This window comes from Arthrobacter sp. SlRoot2-15 (assembly GCF_059739345.1).
Window position 1 is genome coordinate 3062549 of the sequence record NZ_AP046058.1, and the last position, 14029, is coordinate 3076577.

The window sequence follows — 14029 nt, forward strand, 5'->3', positions numbered from 1 at the left end:
AAGAGGAACGCTCATGACACCGATGGCCCGACGTACCGTCCCGGCCCGCCTCGCTGTCCGCCGCAGCCGCCTGATCAGTGCCGCAGTGGTGCTGGTCCTGGCCGCCAACCTGGGCGCCTCGACCCCGGTGGCCTTTGCCGACACCCTTGAGGACCAGCAGGCTGCCCTCAACGCCGAGGCCGCGCGCGTCCAGCAGTCGCTCGAATTCGTGGATGCGCGGATCGCCAAGGCCGCCGGCGACCTGGTGGTCTACCAAGGCCAGCTGCCGGGCGCCCAGCAGTCGCTGCTCGAGGCCCAGGGCCGGGTGGCCGGCGCCGTCAAGGAGGTGGAGGCCCTCGCCGCGCGCGTGGACCTCGCCCAGCAGAACAAAGCCAAGATCACCCAGCAGCTCGAGAACGACAAGCAGAAGATTGCCGACACCAGGAAAATGATCGGGCAGATCGCCACCCAGGCCTACAAGTCCGGCGGTGTGCCGTCCAACCTCTCGCTCTTCTTCGGCTCGAACAAGAGCGGAAGCCTGACCGACACCATCGACCTGGCGGACCAGGCGCTGCGCAGCCAGAACTCCGCGATGGACAAGCTCACCCAGCAGAACGCCACCAACGTAAACTCGCAGGCCCGGCTGCAGGCCGTCGAAGCCGAGATCAAGGACCTCAAGGCCAAGGCCGACGCTGCCCTGGCCCGCGAGAAGGCGGCCCGCGACGAGGCCGAAACCAAAAAGGCCGAGGTGGACAAGCTGATCGCCGACACCACACGCCTCAACGGCGAACTGCAGGCGGCCAAGCCTGGCATCCAGAGCCAGCTCGCCCAGGTCAAGGCCCAGCAGGACGCCGTCGCAGCCGAAATCGTCGAACGCGACCGGAAGCTGCGCGAGGCGTGGGAAGCCGAGCAGCGGCGCATTGCGGAGGCGGCCGCCGCGGCCGCCCGTGCGCAGGGGCAGGCCACCCAGCCCTACGTTCCCGCGCCCCCCGGGCCGCTGTCCGCCTTCGGCCTCCGCAGCCCGTTCAACGGCGTCCCGATCACCTCGGGCTTCGGCTGGCGCGCGACGCCGCCGGGCACCATCGACTTCTACGGCCAGGGCGGCTACATGCACACCGGGATCGACTTCGGTGCCGCCTGCGGCACCCCGGTCTTCGCGCCGGCGGCGGGCACCGTCTACTCGGCGGGCTGGGGGAACGACGGCGGCGGCAACCACGTGAAGATCTCCCACGGCGTGGTGCAGGGCAACTCGCTGACCACGATTTTCTACCACAACACCTCAGTGGTGGTCTCCTCCGGCCAGCAGGTCAGCCAGGGACAGCTGATCGCCTACTCCGGAACCACCGGCAACTCCACCGGCTGCCACTCGCACTTCGAGACCTGGGTCAACGGCCGGGCCGTCGACCCAATGGGCCTGCTCTAAACTGGAAGTAACCCGTCCCAACGACTGAGGAGTTTTACCGTGCCTAAAGAAAGTGGCCGGAAGGTAGTGGCCACCAACCGCAAGGCCCGGCACGACTACCACATTATGGACACCTATGAGGCCGGCATCGCGCTCATGGGCACCGAAGTAAAATCCCTGCGCGAGGGCCACGCCTCCATGGTGGACGGGTTCTGCACCTTCTACAACGACGAGCTGTGGATGGAGGGCATCCACATCCCCGAATACCACCAGGGGAGCTGGACCAACCATGCCGCCCGCCGGCGTCGGAAGCTGCTCCTGCACCGCGACGAGCTGACCAAAATCTCGCACAAAATCCGCGAATCGGGCTTCACAATCGTGCCGCTGCAGCTGTACTTTGTGGACGGCCGGGCGAAGGTGGAGATCGGCGTCGCGCGCGGTAAGAAGGAATACGACAAGCGCCAGACGCTGCGCGAGCAGCAGGACAAGCGCGAGGCCCTCCGTGTTATGCGGGAGCGTAACCGGGCCTGACACCGTGGTCCGGCCAAGAGCGGCGCCGGGAATGAAACCGGCGGACGTTGCGTTATGATGGGTAGTCCGGGAAGGATCCGCAGGGATCGCAACCGGATTGAAGAAGATAGTTTGATAACAAAATACGGGGATGATCGGTTTCGACGATGTTAGTCGCGACAGGTGAAGCGGGCCGAGGATGCAGAATTATCTCGTAAACGCTGTCTGCAAACCAATAAGTGCCGAATCAAAACGCACTGACTTCGCTCTCGCTGCCTAAGCAGTAAGACAGTCCGTCAGCCCGAGGTTGCTATTGCCCCGGATCCTGGCGTCATTTAGATAGCCACTGCTGTTTACCTCCGTCATCGGGGTGAACGGGACTCTTTGATGACTGGGCCCGGATCAGCCAGCTGTTTGCAGCATGGCTGGGGCCGAGAAAATCCGACGCAAACTGCGCCCGGAGAAGCCCTGACAACACGACATCGGACGGGGGTTCAATTCCCCCCATCTCCACAGCAGGAGCTCCGGCAACGGAGCTCCACCCCGTAGCAAAAGGCCGGAAGCATCAGCTTCCGGCCTTTTTGTTGAGCTGGACGGCATCGTCCGTAGTCGCGGGACGGCCGCGGTCAGCGCTTCTTGATGTGCGCCACCGGGTCGGTGTGCTCGTCCACGATGTGCTTGGCCTTCTTCTCGGCCCGTTTTTCCTTGATGGTTTTGACCGGCTTTTTGGTGAGGTGCCGGTGCGGCGACTTGTCAGGCATTTTGCGCGCTCCCTAAAAGGTGGGGGCCCGGGATGAGCCCGTGCTTTTAAGGCTACGCCTCCGGTACGGCGACGTCCACGATGCCGATGAACCGGCTCCCGACGCCTTCGTACTCGCTGCGGACCAGGCCGGCCTCGAGCGGGGGCAGTTCGTAGGGCGCGTGATCTGCGCAGCAGACGTAGCTGAAGTCCGGCCACCACTTCTTTGGCCGGGCCGTTTCGGCGAACCCGCAGACGGCGCAGGTCAGCTGGACCCAGACGGGCCGCTTGCCGGTCCGGTTGGCACGGGACTGGAGCAGCCACGCCGGCGGGCTGTCCAGCAGTTCGCCGAGTTCGGCCTCGGACAGCCGGGACGGGATGCCGTGACGGTTGGCCATTTCCAGCGGAATATCAAGGGCCTGGGCAGCTTCACGTCTCGTAACCATCATGCAATTTTACCGGATCCGGGGGCTCCGGCCGTCTCCGGGCAGCCGGTGCTAGGCTCATGGCAAACCCGGTGTCCGCTCTAAGGCGGACAGTGAGGAAGGCAGCAGCCATGTCCGGCACCCCCGCCGCAGCCACGTCCGGCGTCGAGAAGCGCGTGCTGTACGTGGCAATCGTCGCGTCCTTTATCGCCTTTCTGGACGGCTCGGTGGTCAACCTTGCCCTGCCGGCCATCGGGCGCGAGCTTGGCGGCGGTCTGGTGGTCCAGCAGTGGGTTGTGGATGCCTACCTGCTGACCCTGGGCGCGCTGATCCTGGTGGCCGGGTCCCTCTCGGACCAGTTCGGCCGGGTACGGGTCCTGCAGTGGGGCCTCGCGGGTTTCACCGCCACCTCGGTGCTGTGCGGCCTGGCCTGGAGCGGGGAGTCGCTCATTGTGGCCCGCGGCCTGCAGGGTGTCGCCGGAGCCCTGCTGGTGCCCAGTTCGCTGGCCCTGATCGTGACCGTGTTCAGCGGCCCGGCGCAGTCCGCGGCGATCGGCAAGTGGTCCGCCTGGACGTCCGGCGCCATCGTCGCCGCCCCGCTGCTCGGGGGCATCTCCGTGGACGTGTTCACCTGGCGGCTGATCTTCTTCCTCAACATCGTTCCCGCGGTGGCGGTCTGGCCGGCGCTCCGCCGGCTGCGCGAACTGGACCTGGGCCGTCCGCCCGGCAGCACCATCGACGTCAGGGGGACCGTGCTGGCGGTGATCGGCCTCGGCGGCATCGTGTACGCCTTCATCGAACGCGGCAGCCTCGGCTGGGGCGCCCCGCAGGTCTGGCTGCCGCTGGTCGTCGGCCTCGCCGGCCTCGCCGGGTTCCTGCTGCACGAACGGAGCACCCCGGCGCCGATGATGCCGCTGCGGCTCTTCGCCATCCGCAACTTCGGCTGGGGCAACATCGCCACCACGGTGATCTACGGTGCGCTGAACCTGGGCTTCTTCGTCCTGGGGCTCTTCCTGCAGCAGGTCGCCGGGCTTGGTGCCACCGCCGCCGGGTTCGCCCTGCTGCCCTCCACCCTGATCCTGCTCCTGCTCTCCGCCCGGGCCGGGGCGCTGTCCGGCCGGTTCGGCCCGCGCTGGTTCATGACGGCGGGGCCGCTGCTGTGCGCCGCGGGCTTTGTGATGCTGCTGGGCGTCGGCCTGCCGCTGGACTATTTTGGCCAGGTCTTCCCGGGGATGGTGGTGTTCGGGATCGGCCTGGCCGTGACCGTGGCGCCGCTGACCGCGGCGATCCTGGGCGCGGTGGATCCGGAGGAGGCCGGGATCGGCTCGGCCGTGAACAACGCCGTGGCCCGCATCGCGGGCCTGGTCACCATCGCGTTCGCCGGCTTGATCACGGGGCCGGTGATCACGACGTCGGGCCTGCACGGCACGGCGATGGTGACCGCCGGTCTCTTCATCGCCGGCGCCGCGGCGTCCGCCGTCGGGATCCGGAACCCGCCACGGGAAGCCGTGGACAGCGCCGGCGCCGACCCGGCCTAAGCGGCCAGGACGACGCCGAGGGCGGCAGCGGCGAGCCCGGCGGCCAGGTTGGTGCCCACGTTGAGCACGGCCGCCCGGTACCGGGCCTCGCTGACCAGCCGGATCGTGGCGGTGGTCCAGGAGCTGAACGTGGTCAGGCCGCCGGCCAGGCCGCTGGCGAGGGCTGCCTGCCACTCGGGGCCGAGGCCCAGCCGCGGCGTCACGCCGAGGGAGAGCCCGATGATGAAGGATCCGGCGACGTTTACCGTCAGGGTCGCCCAGGGCCAGTGTGGATGCGGGCCGGGCCGGTGGGCAAACCAGGAGTCGACGGCGAACCTCAGCAGGGCCCCGGCCACCCCGAAGGCCCCGACGAGCAGTGCGGCGGTCACTGTGCCCCGCCGCTCAGGTCCGCCAGCGCCTTGCCGGCTTTCCAGCCGGCCGCGGCCGCACCCAGTCCGAGGACCAGCGACAGCGCGAGATAAGCCAGCCACACGGCGTGGAAGCCGCCGCGGATCAGCTGGTCCACGGCGAGGGCAAGCGCCGAGAAAGTCGTGAAGGAACCGAGCAGGCCCGGGCCGAGGCCAGCCCTGAGCCAGAACGCCGTCCGGGGCCGTGCGATCCAGAGGGTGGTCAGGGCGGCGAGGACGAAGCTCCCGGCGACGTTGATCGCCAGGGTGGTCCAGGGCACTGCGCCGGCAGTCTCGGGGAAGGCCAGGCCAGCGCCGTAGCGCAGCTCGGTGCCGATCAGGCCGCCGACCGCAACTGCCGCCCACGCCCGCCAGCCGGGGAGCGCGGCGGCGGCGACCGGCCGTTCCCCGGGAAGCGCCCTCACGCAGCGCCCATTCAGCGTCCCGCCATGCTGCAACCGGCGTGGGCCGCGTCGCTGTGCACCCAGAGCGCCGCAGCCACCTCGTCGGCGAGGTCGATTTCGCGGGCCTCGCCACGCCCGCCGATCCTGACCACGAGGGGGCCGCCGAAGGGCTTCCGGCCGCGAACCTCCACCTCGGCGTCAAGGTCGATTTGTTCGGCGGCGAGGTAGCGCAGCAGCTCGGGGTTCTCGTCGCTGATCCGGGTGATGCGACCGGTGTGGCCGTCGTCAAGCTCGCTCATCCGGTGCGCCGGCGGCATCAGGACCGAGCCGTCCGAGGCCGGAATCGGATCCCCGTGCGGATCCCGGACCGGGTTCCCCAGCTTGGCCGCCATCCGCTCGATGAAGGTGTCCGAGACGGCATGTTCCAGGAGTTCAGCCTCATCGTGCACCTCGTCCCAGCGGTAGCCGAGCTCCTGGACGAGGAAAGTCTCGATCAGCCGGTGCCTTCGGACCATCGAGAGGGCCAGGCGGACGCCGTCCCCGGTCAGGGTGACGGCACTGTAGGGCTTGTGGTCCACCAGGCCCTGGTCCTTGAGTTTGCGGACCATCTCGGAAACCGAGGAATTCGCGACGCCGAGGCGCTGGGCCAGCTGCGTGGAGGTGATGGGCTTGTCCTGCCACTCCGTAAAGGAGTAGATGACCTTGACGTAATCCTCGATCGAGGAGGAGGGCGGACTGGTCTTCACAGCCCCAAGCCTACCGTCCGGCGGCGCCGCTGAAGGTGAGCCACAGCAGCACCAAGTTCAGCACCACCACCAGGACCACACTGACGATCGCGGCCACGCGCAGCGCCATCCCGTCCGCGAACTGTCCCATCAGCCTCTTGCTGCTGGTCAGCACAACGAGCGGGACCAAGACGAACGGGATCCCGAAGCTGAGTACCACCTGGCTCAGCACCAGGCCCCAGGTGGGGTCAAAGCCGACACTCAGCAGCACAACAGCCGGGATCAGGGTCAGCACCCGGCGTGTCATCAACGGGATCCGGATCTTGAGTAGTCCCTGCATGATGGAACCGCCGGCGTAGCAGCCCACCGAGGTGGAGGCCAGGCCGGAGGCGAGCAGGCCGATGGCGAAGACCACCCCGACCACGGGTCCGAGGTTGGTGGTGATCGCGGCGTGCGCGCCCTCGATGGTGTCCGTTCCCTCCTCGCCGCCGAGGGTCGAGGCGGCCAGCAGGAGCATGCCGATATTGACGATGCCGGCGACGGCCAGCGCCGCGACGACGTCCCACCGGGTGGCTTTGACCAGCCGCGCGACGGCGTGGGGCGGGACGTGGAGGTGCGGGTTGGGGCGGTGCCGGTCGCGGGAGAGCGCCGAGTGCACATAGATGGCGTGCGGCATCACGGTGGCGCCGAGCATGCTGGCGGCCAACAGCACGGTGTCGGGCCCCTCGAAGCGGGGCACCAGCCCGGCCACCACGCCTCCGGCGTCAGGCGGGCTAATGACGAGGCCGGCCAGGAATCCCACGGTGATGATGCCGAGGAGGAAGATGATCACGAATTCAAAGGGCCGCTGCTGGTTGCGGCTCTGCACGGCGAGCAGGGCCATCGAAATGACGCCGACAATCACCGCGCCGAGGGGGAGCGGGAGGCCAAAGAGCAGGTACAGGGCGATGGCCCCGCCCACCACTTCGGCGAGGTCGGTGGCGGCCGCCACGATTTCGGCCTGGACCCAGAAAGCGCGGCGCCAGAGCGGCCGGAGCCGTTCGCCCAGGACTTCCGGCAGGCTCTTGCCCGTGACGATGCCAAGCTTGGCGGATTGGTACTGCACCAGCACCGCCATAACGTTGGCGACGACGAGGACCCAGACCAGGAGGTAGCCGTACTGCGCGCCGGCAGTGAGGTTGGCGGCCACGTTGCCGGGATCGACATAGGCGATGGCCGCCACGAAAGCCGGTCCCAGCAGCCCGAGCAGGGCGCGGCGCCCGCCGCGGCCCTTGCCGGCGGGCGGCGGACCCCCGGCCTGGGGTTTGGGTCCGGTGACGTCCAGCACTGCGTTCTCCCTTGAAGTTCCGCTTCACGAAGTTCTTGGTGCCTGCACTTAAAAGTTAGGCACACCGAAATCATAGGCGGGGCGGGCGTGCGGTGCAATGCGGCGTCAGGCCTTGGTGGCGCGCCAGCTTTGGGTCAGATACGGGAGCGGCAGGACCTCGCCGTCGTTGTGCCCGAGGTGTTCGTGGAGGTACCAGTCGAGGTTGCCGAGCACCTTGGCCCGCGTGGCCTCGCCGGCCCGCAGGTAGTAGCTGCGGGACTTGGCCAGTTCCATGATGTCCTGCGTTCCCACAGGATCCTCCCAGCGGGTGAGGTGGCTCTCCAGGCCTGTGAATTCAGGCCCCAGCGGCGGTGTGAAATGGGGCTTGTGGACGTCCCCGGCGTGCATGATCCGGGAGAGCCGGTGCACCCAGGGCACCGAGGTGTCCAGCTGGTTCCAGATCAGCCCCACCACCCCGTGCGGGCGCAGGATCCGCGCCACCTCGGTGCTGGCCAGCAGCGGATCGCACCAGTGCCAGGCCTGCGCCACCGTGACCAGGTCGAAGGACTCCGGTGCCAGGGACGTGCGTTCGGCGGTCCCCTCGACGGCGGCTACGCCCGGCAGGGCCCGGCGCAGCTGTTCGAGCATGTCCGGGGACGGATCCACGGCCACGGTCCGCAGCCCCCGTTCGACCAGCAGCGCGGTGAACTTTCCGGTGCCGGCGCCCAGGTCCGCCGCGTCGCGGGCTCCGGCGGGGATCAACCAGTCGGCGGAGTCCGCCGGGTAACCGGGCCGCACCCGGTCATAGTGCTCGCCGCCGTCCTGGAAGCTCTCCCCGAGCTCCCGCCGGCGGTCATGCTGCAGTTTGGGTCCCCCGTGCAGGTTGGGGCCGCCGCGTGCCACGTGCGATCTCCTTCGGCAGCTTTTGGTGCGTACCTACAGAATTTACCGCACGGGGCCGCGGCGGGCCGCCCGGCCGGCCCTCGATGACGAACCGGACGCTAGTCCAGGGTGCAGGGGGCGGCGCCGGCGGTGCCCGGCGTGTTGGGCGCCCAGTGCGGATAGCTGCGGGTGTCGTTGGCCGGGACCCAGCGGCCGGCGTCCACAACGTAGTCCCAGCCCAGGCCGTTGCGCCGCAGCGCTTCGAGTCCGGCCAGCAGCCGCTGCGCGTCGTCGAGCCGGGAGCCGAGGCCGAAGCTGGCGCGGAGGGAGCCGGCGGGCAGGCCGAGGCGCTTGAGCAGCGGGTGCGCGCAGAACCGGCCGTCGCGCAGGCCGATGCCGTGCTCGGCGGACAGGTACGCGGCGACCAGGCCGGCGTCGTAGCCCGCAACCGAGAAGTTCACAACGCCGATCGTGCCCGGGTTCCCCGCGTGGCCGGTGTCCTCGAAAATGTGGTGGACGCTCACGCCGTCGATTCGCTCCAGTCCCTCGACGAGGAAGGACCGGATGGCGTCCTCGTGGGCATGCCACTGCTGCTCGTCGAGGGCGGCAATGACTTCGGTGGCGCGGGCCAGCGCGGCGGCGCCCAGGACGTTGGGGGAGCCGCCCTCGTGGCGGGCCGGTCCGGTGGTCCAGCTGACGGCGTCGAGCCGGGCGTCCCGCACGGCGCCGCCCCCGGCGAGGTGGGGTGTGCCGGCGTCGAGCCAGTCCGGGCGGCCGACCAGTACGCCGGCACCGAACGGGGCGTAGAGCTTGTGCCCGGAGAAGGCGAGGTAGTCGACGTCGTCCGCGGTGATGTCGATGCGGCGGTGCGGGGCCAGTTGGGCGGCGTCGACGGCGATCCGGGCCCCGTATTCGTGCGCCAGCGCGGCGAGTTCACGGATCGGCAGGATTTCTCCGGTGACGTTGGAGGCGCCGGTGACGGCGAGCAGGCTCACGCCGCCGTGGGCAAGTTCCTCCCGCAGCCGCGCCAGCGTGCCGGCCAGGGTGCCGGCGGCGACGACGCTGCGGTGCGGGACGTTCTGCCAGGGCAGCAGGTTGGCGTGGTGCTCGATGTCGAGGTACAGCACCTCGCCGGTGTGCCGGCCCCCGGCGACGGGCAGGCAGCCGGCCAGCAGGTTCAGCGAGTCGGTCGTGTTCCGGGTGAAGATCACCGAGTCGTCCGGACGGCCGCCGACGAAGCCGCGGACGATGTTCCGGGCGTTCTCGTAAACCGAGGTGCTGAGCTGGGAGGCGTAGCCGGCGCCGCGGTGGACGCTGGCGTAGTACGGCAGGATCTCGTTCAGGTAGGCGGAAACCACAGACAGTGCCGGGGCGGAGGCGCCGTAGTCCAGGTTGGCGTAGCGGACATGGCCGCCCTGGATCAGCGGGGCCTGGATTTCGGCGCCGGAGACCGCGGACAGCGGGCGGCTGGCGGCGTCGAACCGGGCATCGGGGTGCGCCGGTGCGCCGGCGGAGGGGTGGCTGGGGATGGTGGCAGTCGTCATGGGACCTCGCTCGGAAAGGACCCCGCTCACAGGGGATCCGCGCTTGCCGGGTCCGCTCCGGACCGGCCAGGTCGTCACCCGGGGCACCCCGCCGCGAATGGAGGGTTGCCGGCCAGCAAACCGGGGTTTCGCGCTGGCACTCGTGACCTGCTTCGAGCCTAGGACATGGCACTCCGCACGGAAAAGGAAGGCCCGAATATGAAGCCCAGTGTTACGGCCGGCCTGGAGCGGGACCGCCTAGAGCAGGTCGTCGAGGTCCGGGTTGAGGCGCTTGAGGACTTCCGAGTGCAGGATCGAGTTGGTGGCCAGGGCGTTGCCGCCGAAGGGGCCGTCCTCACCCTCGAGGGAGGTGAAGCGGCCGCCGGCTTCGGTGACAATCGGGACCAGTGCGGCCATGTCGTAGAGGTTGAGTTCCGGCTCGCAGGCGATGTCGACGGCGCCCTCGGCCACGAGGCAGTAGGACCAGAAGTCGCCGTAGGCGCGGGTGCGCCAGACTTCCTCGGTGAGCCCGAGGAACTCGTCCAGGTTGCCGCGCTGCTTCCAGCCGCCCAGGGAAGAGTACGACAGCGAAGCGTCCGAGAGCTGGGAAACGTTGGAGACCTTCAGCCGGGTGGCCGCGGCCAGCGACCGGCCCATGTAGGCCCCGGCGCCCTTGGCCGCCCACCAGCGCTTGCCCAGGGCGGGGGCACTGACGACGCCGACCACGGGTTCGCCCTCGTCGACGAGGGCGATCAGGGTGGCCCAGACGGGGACGCCGCGGACGAAGTTCTTGGTGCCATCGATCGGGTCGATGATCCAGCGGCGCGAGCCGTGGCCGGAGCTGCCGAATTCCTCGCCGAGGACAGCGTCGCGCGGGCGCGAGCGGGACAGCTGCCCGCGGATGGATTCCTCGGCGGCCTTGTCGGCGTCGGTGACGGGGGTCAGGTCCGGCTTCGTCTCGATCCGAAGGTCGAGCGCCTTGAAGCGGCTCATGGTCTGGGAATCTACGGAATCTGCCAGTACATGGGCAAGGCGCAGGTCATCGTTGTAGCTCGAAGCGGGTTGGCTCATGGTTCCAAGCTACCGTCAAAACCCGCCGCAGACCGGGAGGCGACCGCTAGGAGACGCTGCCGAGTTCCTTGGTTTCCTGCGCCTCAAGCCGGGGGTCCGTGCCGAGCAGCCGGCGCAGCGACGCGAGCCGGGCCGGGCCGGACGGGCCTGCGTGGCCGCCCTGCACCCAGGCGTCCACCCCGCAGTTCACGGCGGCGGCGTCGTGTTTGCAGCCGCGGTCGCAGTCCTCGGTGCCGGGGGCCAGGTCCGGGAAGGACCGCAGGATCCGGTCCGGGTCCACGTGGGCCAGGCCGAAGGACCGGATCCCGGGGGTGTCGATGATCCAGCTGCCGGCGGGCGCGTCGTTGACCTTCAGCGCCAGCGCGGAGGACGAGGTGTGGCGGCCGCGCCCGGTGACGGCGTTCACCCCGCCGGTGGCGCGCTCCGCCCCGGTCAGGGCGTTGACCATGGTGGATTTTCCGACGCCGGAATGGCCGAGCATCACGGTGACTTTGCCGTCGAGGTGGGCCCGCAGTTCGGAGACGGCGGCCTTGTCCAGCCGGGCGGAGAGCCCGTCATCGGACCGGGCGTCGATGCCGGAGGCTGCCGAATCCGCGGTCTTGGAGATGATCACCGGGAAGTCGAGGTGCTGGTAGTTGGCGAGGAGCTCGGCGGGATCCTTGACGTCGGCCTTGGTGACGAGCAGGAGCGGCTCAATGCCGGCGTCGTACGCGGCCACGAGCGCGCGGTCGATGAACCCGGTGCGCGGTTCCGGGTTGGCGGCGGCCACCACGACGACGAGCTGGTCGGCGTTGGCGACGACGGCCCGTTCGATCGGGTCGGTGTCGTCCGCGCTGCGGCGAAGCAGCGTCCGCCGGTCCTGGATCTTGACCAGCCGGGCCAGGGTGTCGGGTTCGCCGCTGACGTTGCCGACCAGGGAGACGAAGTCGCCGGCCACCACGGGATTACGGCGCAGTTCCCGGGCCCGCGCCGCGATGATCTTGCGTTCGTCCGCGGTGCCTTCGCCGACGACGGCGGTGTACCGCCCGCGGTCGACGGTGATGATCCGCCCGGTGACGGCGTCGTCGTGGCTGGGCCGGTCCTTGGTGCGGGGCCGGGTGCCCTTTTTGTTGGGGCGGATCCGGACGTCGGACTCGTCCCAGGAGTCAGTGCTGCGTGCCACCGTCGGCGTCCTTTTCTGCTGCGGTTCCCTGCGCCAGCATGGCTTCCCAGAGCTGCGGGAAGTCGGGCATGGTCTTGGCCGTGGTGTCGATGTCCTCGACCTCCACGCCGGGCACGGCCAGGCCCAGGATGGCTCCCGCGGTGGCCATCCGGTGGTCCGCGTAGCTGTGCACCACGCCGCCGTGCAGGGCGGCGGGGCGGATGATGAGGCCGTCGGCGGTCTCTTCGGCGTCGCCGCCGAGCCGGGTGATTTCGGCGACGAGGGCAGCGAGCCGGTCCGTTTCGTGGCCGCGGAGGTGGGCGATGCCGCTCAGCCGGGACGGGCCGGTGGCCAGGGCGCAAAGCGCCGCCACGGTGGGGGCGAGCTCGCTGGTCTCGTCGAAGTCGCCGCCCTTGATCTCCGGGCCGCCGCTGACGGTCAGGGTGCCGCCGTCCAGCGTCACGGTCGCGCCCATGGCGGTCAGGATGCCCCGCCAGAGGTCACCGACCTGGGTGGTTTCCGCGGGCCAGTTCGGGATCCGCACGGTTCCGCGGGTGGCCAGGGCCGCCGCCAGGAACGGCCCGGCATTCGAGAGGTCCTGCTCGATCCGCTGGTCAAAGGCGCGGATCGGGCCGGGGGCGACCACCCAGTGGTTCGGCACCGAGTCATCGACCGCCACGCCCACGCCGCGCAGCACGGCCACGGTCATGTTGATGTGGTCCAGGCTCGGTACGGGCTTACCGACGTGTTCGAGATGGAGGCCCTCGGTGAAGCGGGCGCCGGCCAGCAGCAGGGCGGAGACGAACTGGGACGATTCGCTGGCGTCGATGATGAGGTGGCCGCCGCGTACTTGGCCGGTGCCGCGGACGGTGAAGGGCAATGACGCCGCCGGACCGCCGTCGGGCGCGTTGACTGCCACACCCAAAGCGGCCAGGGCCTCGATGATGGTGCCCATCGGGCGTTTGCGGGCGTGCGGGTCGCCGTCGAAACGCGATTCGCCGTGCCGCAGAGCGGCCAGCGGCGGCACAAATCGCATGACCGTTCCGGCCAGGCCGCAGTCAATTGCGGCGTCTGTTGCCACGGCGCCGCCGGCGATCGGGCTGATCTCCAGATCCGGGCCGAAGGCGCCGTCGCCGGGCACCTCGGTGATGGTGGCCCCGAGTTGCCGCAGGGCCTCGACCATCAGGGCGGAGTCCCGCGAGTGCAACGGGGCCCGCAGCCGGGAGGGGCCGTCCGCGAGGGCGGCCAGGACCAGGTACCGGTTGGTCAGGGACTTGGAGCCCGGCACGGTGACGGTCGCGTCAACGGGGCGCTCCGCAAAGGGCGCACGCCAGTGCGGACCGCCGACGGCCGGAAGGGATGAGGCTGCCGCGGTGGGGGTGGTGCCAGTCATTGACGCTCTAGGCTCCGACGGTGTGGTCGACGGCCTTACGGACCGCCTTGTCGGCCTTCTGCAGCTTCTTGCCGGTGGTCTTCCGGGCGTCCGCGGCGAGATGGGCGGTCGTCTTGCGCGCGTCGGCGGCGAGGTGCTCGGCGCGCCAGGCCAGGCTCGGCTTGCCGGCGGTGTCCACGGAAGCGAGCAGCACTCCGCCGGTCAGTGTGACGTTCTTCAGCAGCTGCTTGCGCCGGGCGTCGCGGGCCTCCTTGGAGGAGATGTCCGCACTGCGCCATTCCACGTACGCGTTGAGCGCCGAGATGGCGGCCAGCACGGTCGCGGCGAGGCGGGCGGACTTGCCGAGGGCGAAGAGGACACCGGCGCCCACCTGGGTGCCGCCGATCACGCGGGCCAGGACCTTTTCATTGGTCTGGAACGGCAGCGACTCGGCCGCGCGGCGCAGCAGGGGGGAGAGCTGCGTCGCAGTGTCATCCGCATTCCGTAGCTTGTCCATGCCTGCGAGCACGAAACTGGAGGCGAGCATGGGGCGGGCAAGAAAGCGGACAAAGGACATGAATTTCCTCCTGGATGGACGAACCGCGGACGCTGTGCGGGAGAACCGG

15 protein-coding genes, 1 other RNA gene and 1 riboswitch are annotated in these 14029 nt (G+C 69.6%); of the genes, 4 read left to right on the forward strand and 12 right to left on the reverse strand.

The window, feature by feature from the left end; all coding sequences use genetic code 11:
- The first annotated feature begins 13 nt into the window (after positions 1–13).
- The 3 genes from AC6I9V_RS14140 (at position 14) to ssrA (ending at position 2407) form a co-directional block, all read left to right on the forward strand.
- Positions 14–1402 carry a peptidoglycan DD-metalloendopeptidase family protein gene (locus tag AC6I9V_RS14140; protein ID WP_497899870.1) on the forward strand — a complete coding sequence of 463 codons (1389 nt, stop codon included), beginning with the start codon at positions 14–16 and terminating at the stop codon, positions 1400–1402.
- 39 nt (positions 1403–1441) lie between these two features.
- On the forward strand, positions 1442–1912 hold the full coding sequence (gene smpB, locus AC6I9V_RS14145) for an SsrA-binding protein SmpB (RefSeq protein ID WP_138768848.1): 471 nt from the start codon (positions 1442–1444) through the stop codon (positions 1910–1912).
- A gap of 126 nt (positions 1913–2038) precedes the next feature.
- Positions 2039–2407, forward strand: a transfer-messenger RNA (tmRNA) gene (gene ssrA / locus AC6I9V_RS14150).
- A 110-nt stretch (positions 2408–2517) separates the two neighbouring features.
- Here the strand turns inward: ssrA and AC6I9V_RS14155 are convergent.
- Entirely contained in the window at positions 2518–2652 is a 135-nt protein-coding gene (locus AC6I9V_RS14155) for a hypothetical protein (protein WP_261375082.1), read from the reverse strand.
- A gap of 52 nt (positions 2653–2704) precedes the next feature.
- The gene (locus AC6I9V_RS14160) at positions 2705–3076 is read right to left on the reverse strand and encodes a hypothetical protein (RefSeq protein WP_349412130.1); all 372 of its coding nucleotides are present in this window, start codon (positions 3074–3076) and stop codon (positions 2705–2707) included.
- Positions 3077–3186: 110 nt separating this feature from the next.
- On the opposite strand from AC6I9V_RS14160, the gene AC6I9V_RS14165 reads away from it, so the two are divergent.
- The gene (locus tag AC6I9V_RS14165; RefSeq protein WP_497899871.1) at positions 3187–4593 is read left to right on the forward strand and encodes an MFS transporter; all 1407 of its coding nucleotides are present in this window, start codon (positions 3187–3189) and stop codon (positions 4591–4593) included.
- On the opposite strand, the gene AC6I9V_RS14170 is transcribed toward AC6I9V_RS14165, so the two are convergent.
- From AC6I9V_RS14170 to AC6I9V_RS14215, 10 genes are all read right to left on the reverse strand, one after another.
- Positions 4590–4961, reverse strand: a complete 372-nt coding sequence (locus AC6I9V_RS14170) for a fluoride efflux transporter FluC (protein WP_497899872.1) — start codon at positions 4959–4961, stop codon at positions 4590–4592. The two genes, AC6I9V_RS14165 and AC6I9V_RS14170, sit on opposite strands and share 4 nt — an antisense overlap.
- Positions 4958–5404: a fluoride efflux transporter FluC gene (locus AC6I9V_RS14175; protein ID WP_497899873.1), complete on the reverse strand. Its 447-nt coding sequence runs from the start codon at positions 5402–5404 to the stop codon at positions 4958–4960. The genes AC6I9V_RS14170 and AC6I9V_RS14175 overlap by 4 nt, the downstream gene beginning before the upstream one ends.
- Before the next feature lie 11 nt (positions 5405–5415).
- The gene (locus AC6I9V_RS14180; protein ID WP_349412135.1) at positions 5416–6129 is read right to left on the reverse strand and encodes a metal-dependent transcriptional regulator; all 714 of its coding nucleotides are present in this window, start codon (positions 6127–6129) and stop codon (positions 5416–5418) included.
- A 10-nt stretch (positions 6130–6139) separates the two neighbouring features.
- The gene (locus AC6I9V_RS14185) at positions 6140–7357 is read right to left on the reverse strand and encodes an Nramp family divalent metal transporter (RefSeq protein ID WP_497900322.1); all 1218 of its coding nucleotides are present in this window, start codon (positions 7355–7357) and stop codon (positions 6140–6142) included.
- 183 nt (positions 7358–7540) lie between these two features.
- Complete coding sequence (locus AC6I9V_RS14190; protein WP_497899874.1) at positions 7541–8317, reverse strand: class I SAM-dependent methyltransferase; 777 nt, start codon at positions 8315–8317, stop codon at positions 7541–7543.
- A gap of 98 nt (positions 8318–8415) precedes the next feature.
- Positions 8416–9840: an aminotransferase class V-fold PLP-dependent enzyme gene (locus AC6I9V_RS14195; RefSeq protein ID WP_497899875.1), complete on the reverse strand. Its 1425-nt coding sequence runs from the start codon at positions 9838–9840 to the stop codon at positions 8416–8418.
- 34 nt (positions 9841–9874) lie between these two features.
- Positions 9875–9988, reverse strand: a riboswitch (SAM riboswitch).
- Between the two features lie 89 nt (positions 9989–10077).
- Entirely contained in the window at positions 10078–10890 is an 813-nt protein-coding gene (hisN, locus tag AC6I9V_RS14200; RefSeq protein ID WP_349412138.1) for a histidinol-phosphatase, read from the reverse strand.
- 46 nt (positions 10891–10936) lie between these two features.
- Positions 10937–12052: a ribosome small subunit-dependent GTPase A gene (gene rsgA / locus AC6I9V_RS14205; RefSeq protein ID WP_497899876.1), complete on the reverse strand. Its 1116-nt coding sequence runs from the start codon at positions 12050–12052 to the stop codon at positions 10937–10939.
- Positions 12036–13424, reverse strand: a complete 1389-nt coding sequence (aroA, locus tag AC6I9V_RS14210) for a 3-phosphoshikimate 1-carboxyvinyltransferase (protein WP_497899877.1) — start codon at positions 13422–13424, stop codon at positions 12036–12038. The genes rsgA and aroA overlap by 17 nt, the downstream gene beginning before the upstream one ends.
- A 7-nt stretch (positions 13425–13431) precedes the next feature.
- Entirely contained in the window at positions 13432–13980 is a 549-nt protein-coding gene (locus tag AC6I9V_RS14215; protein ID WP_497899878.1) for a DoxX family protein, read from the reverse strand.
- Between the last annotated feature and the right edge of the window lie 49 nt (positions 13981–14029).

What these genes read in the sequence shown, in the direction of transcription:
- AC6I9V_RS14215 (WP_497899878.1), bottom strand. Translation starts at nt 13,980, where the DNA reads ATGTCCTTTGTCCGCTTTCTTGCCCGCCCCATGCTCGCCTCCAGTTTC.
- AC6I9V_RS14165 (WP_497899871.1), top strand. Translation starts at nt 3,187, where the DNA reads ATGTCCGGCACCCCCGCCGCAGCCACGTCCGGCGTCGAGAAGCGCGTG.
- AC6I9V_RS14140 (WP_497899870.1), top strand. Translation starts at nt 14, where the DNA reads ATGACACCGATGGCCCGACGTACCGTCCCGGCCCGCCTCGCTGTCCGC.
- AC6I9V_RS14195 (WP_497899875.1), bottom strand. Translation starts at nt 9,840, where the DNA reads ATGACGACTGCCACCATCCCCAGCCACCCCTCCGCCGGCGCACCGGCG.
- hisN (WP_349412138.1), bottom strand. Translation starts at nt 10,890, where the DNA reads ATGAGCCAACCCGCTTCGAGCTACAACGATGACCTGCGCCTTGCCCAT.
- AC6I9V_RS14155 (WP_261375082.1), bottom strand. Translation starts at nt 2,652, where the DNA reads ATGCCTGACAAGTCGCCGCACCGGCACCTCACCAAAAAGCCGGTCAAA.
- aroA (WP_497899877.1), bottom strand. Translation starts at nt 13,424, where the DNA reads ATGACTGGCACCACCCCCACCGCGGCAGCCTCATCCCTTCCGGCCGTC.
- AC6I9V_RS14160 (WP_349412130.1), bottom strand. Translation starts at nt 3,076, where the DNA reads ATGGTTACGAGACGTGAAGCTGCCCAGGCCCTTGATATTCCGCTGGAA.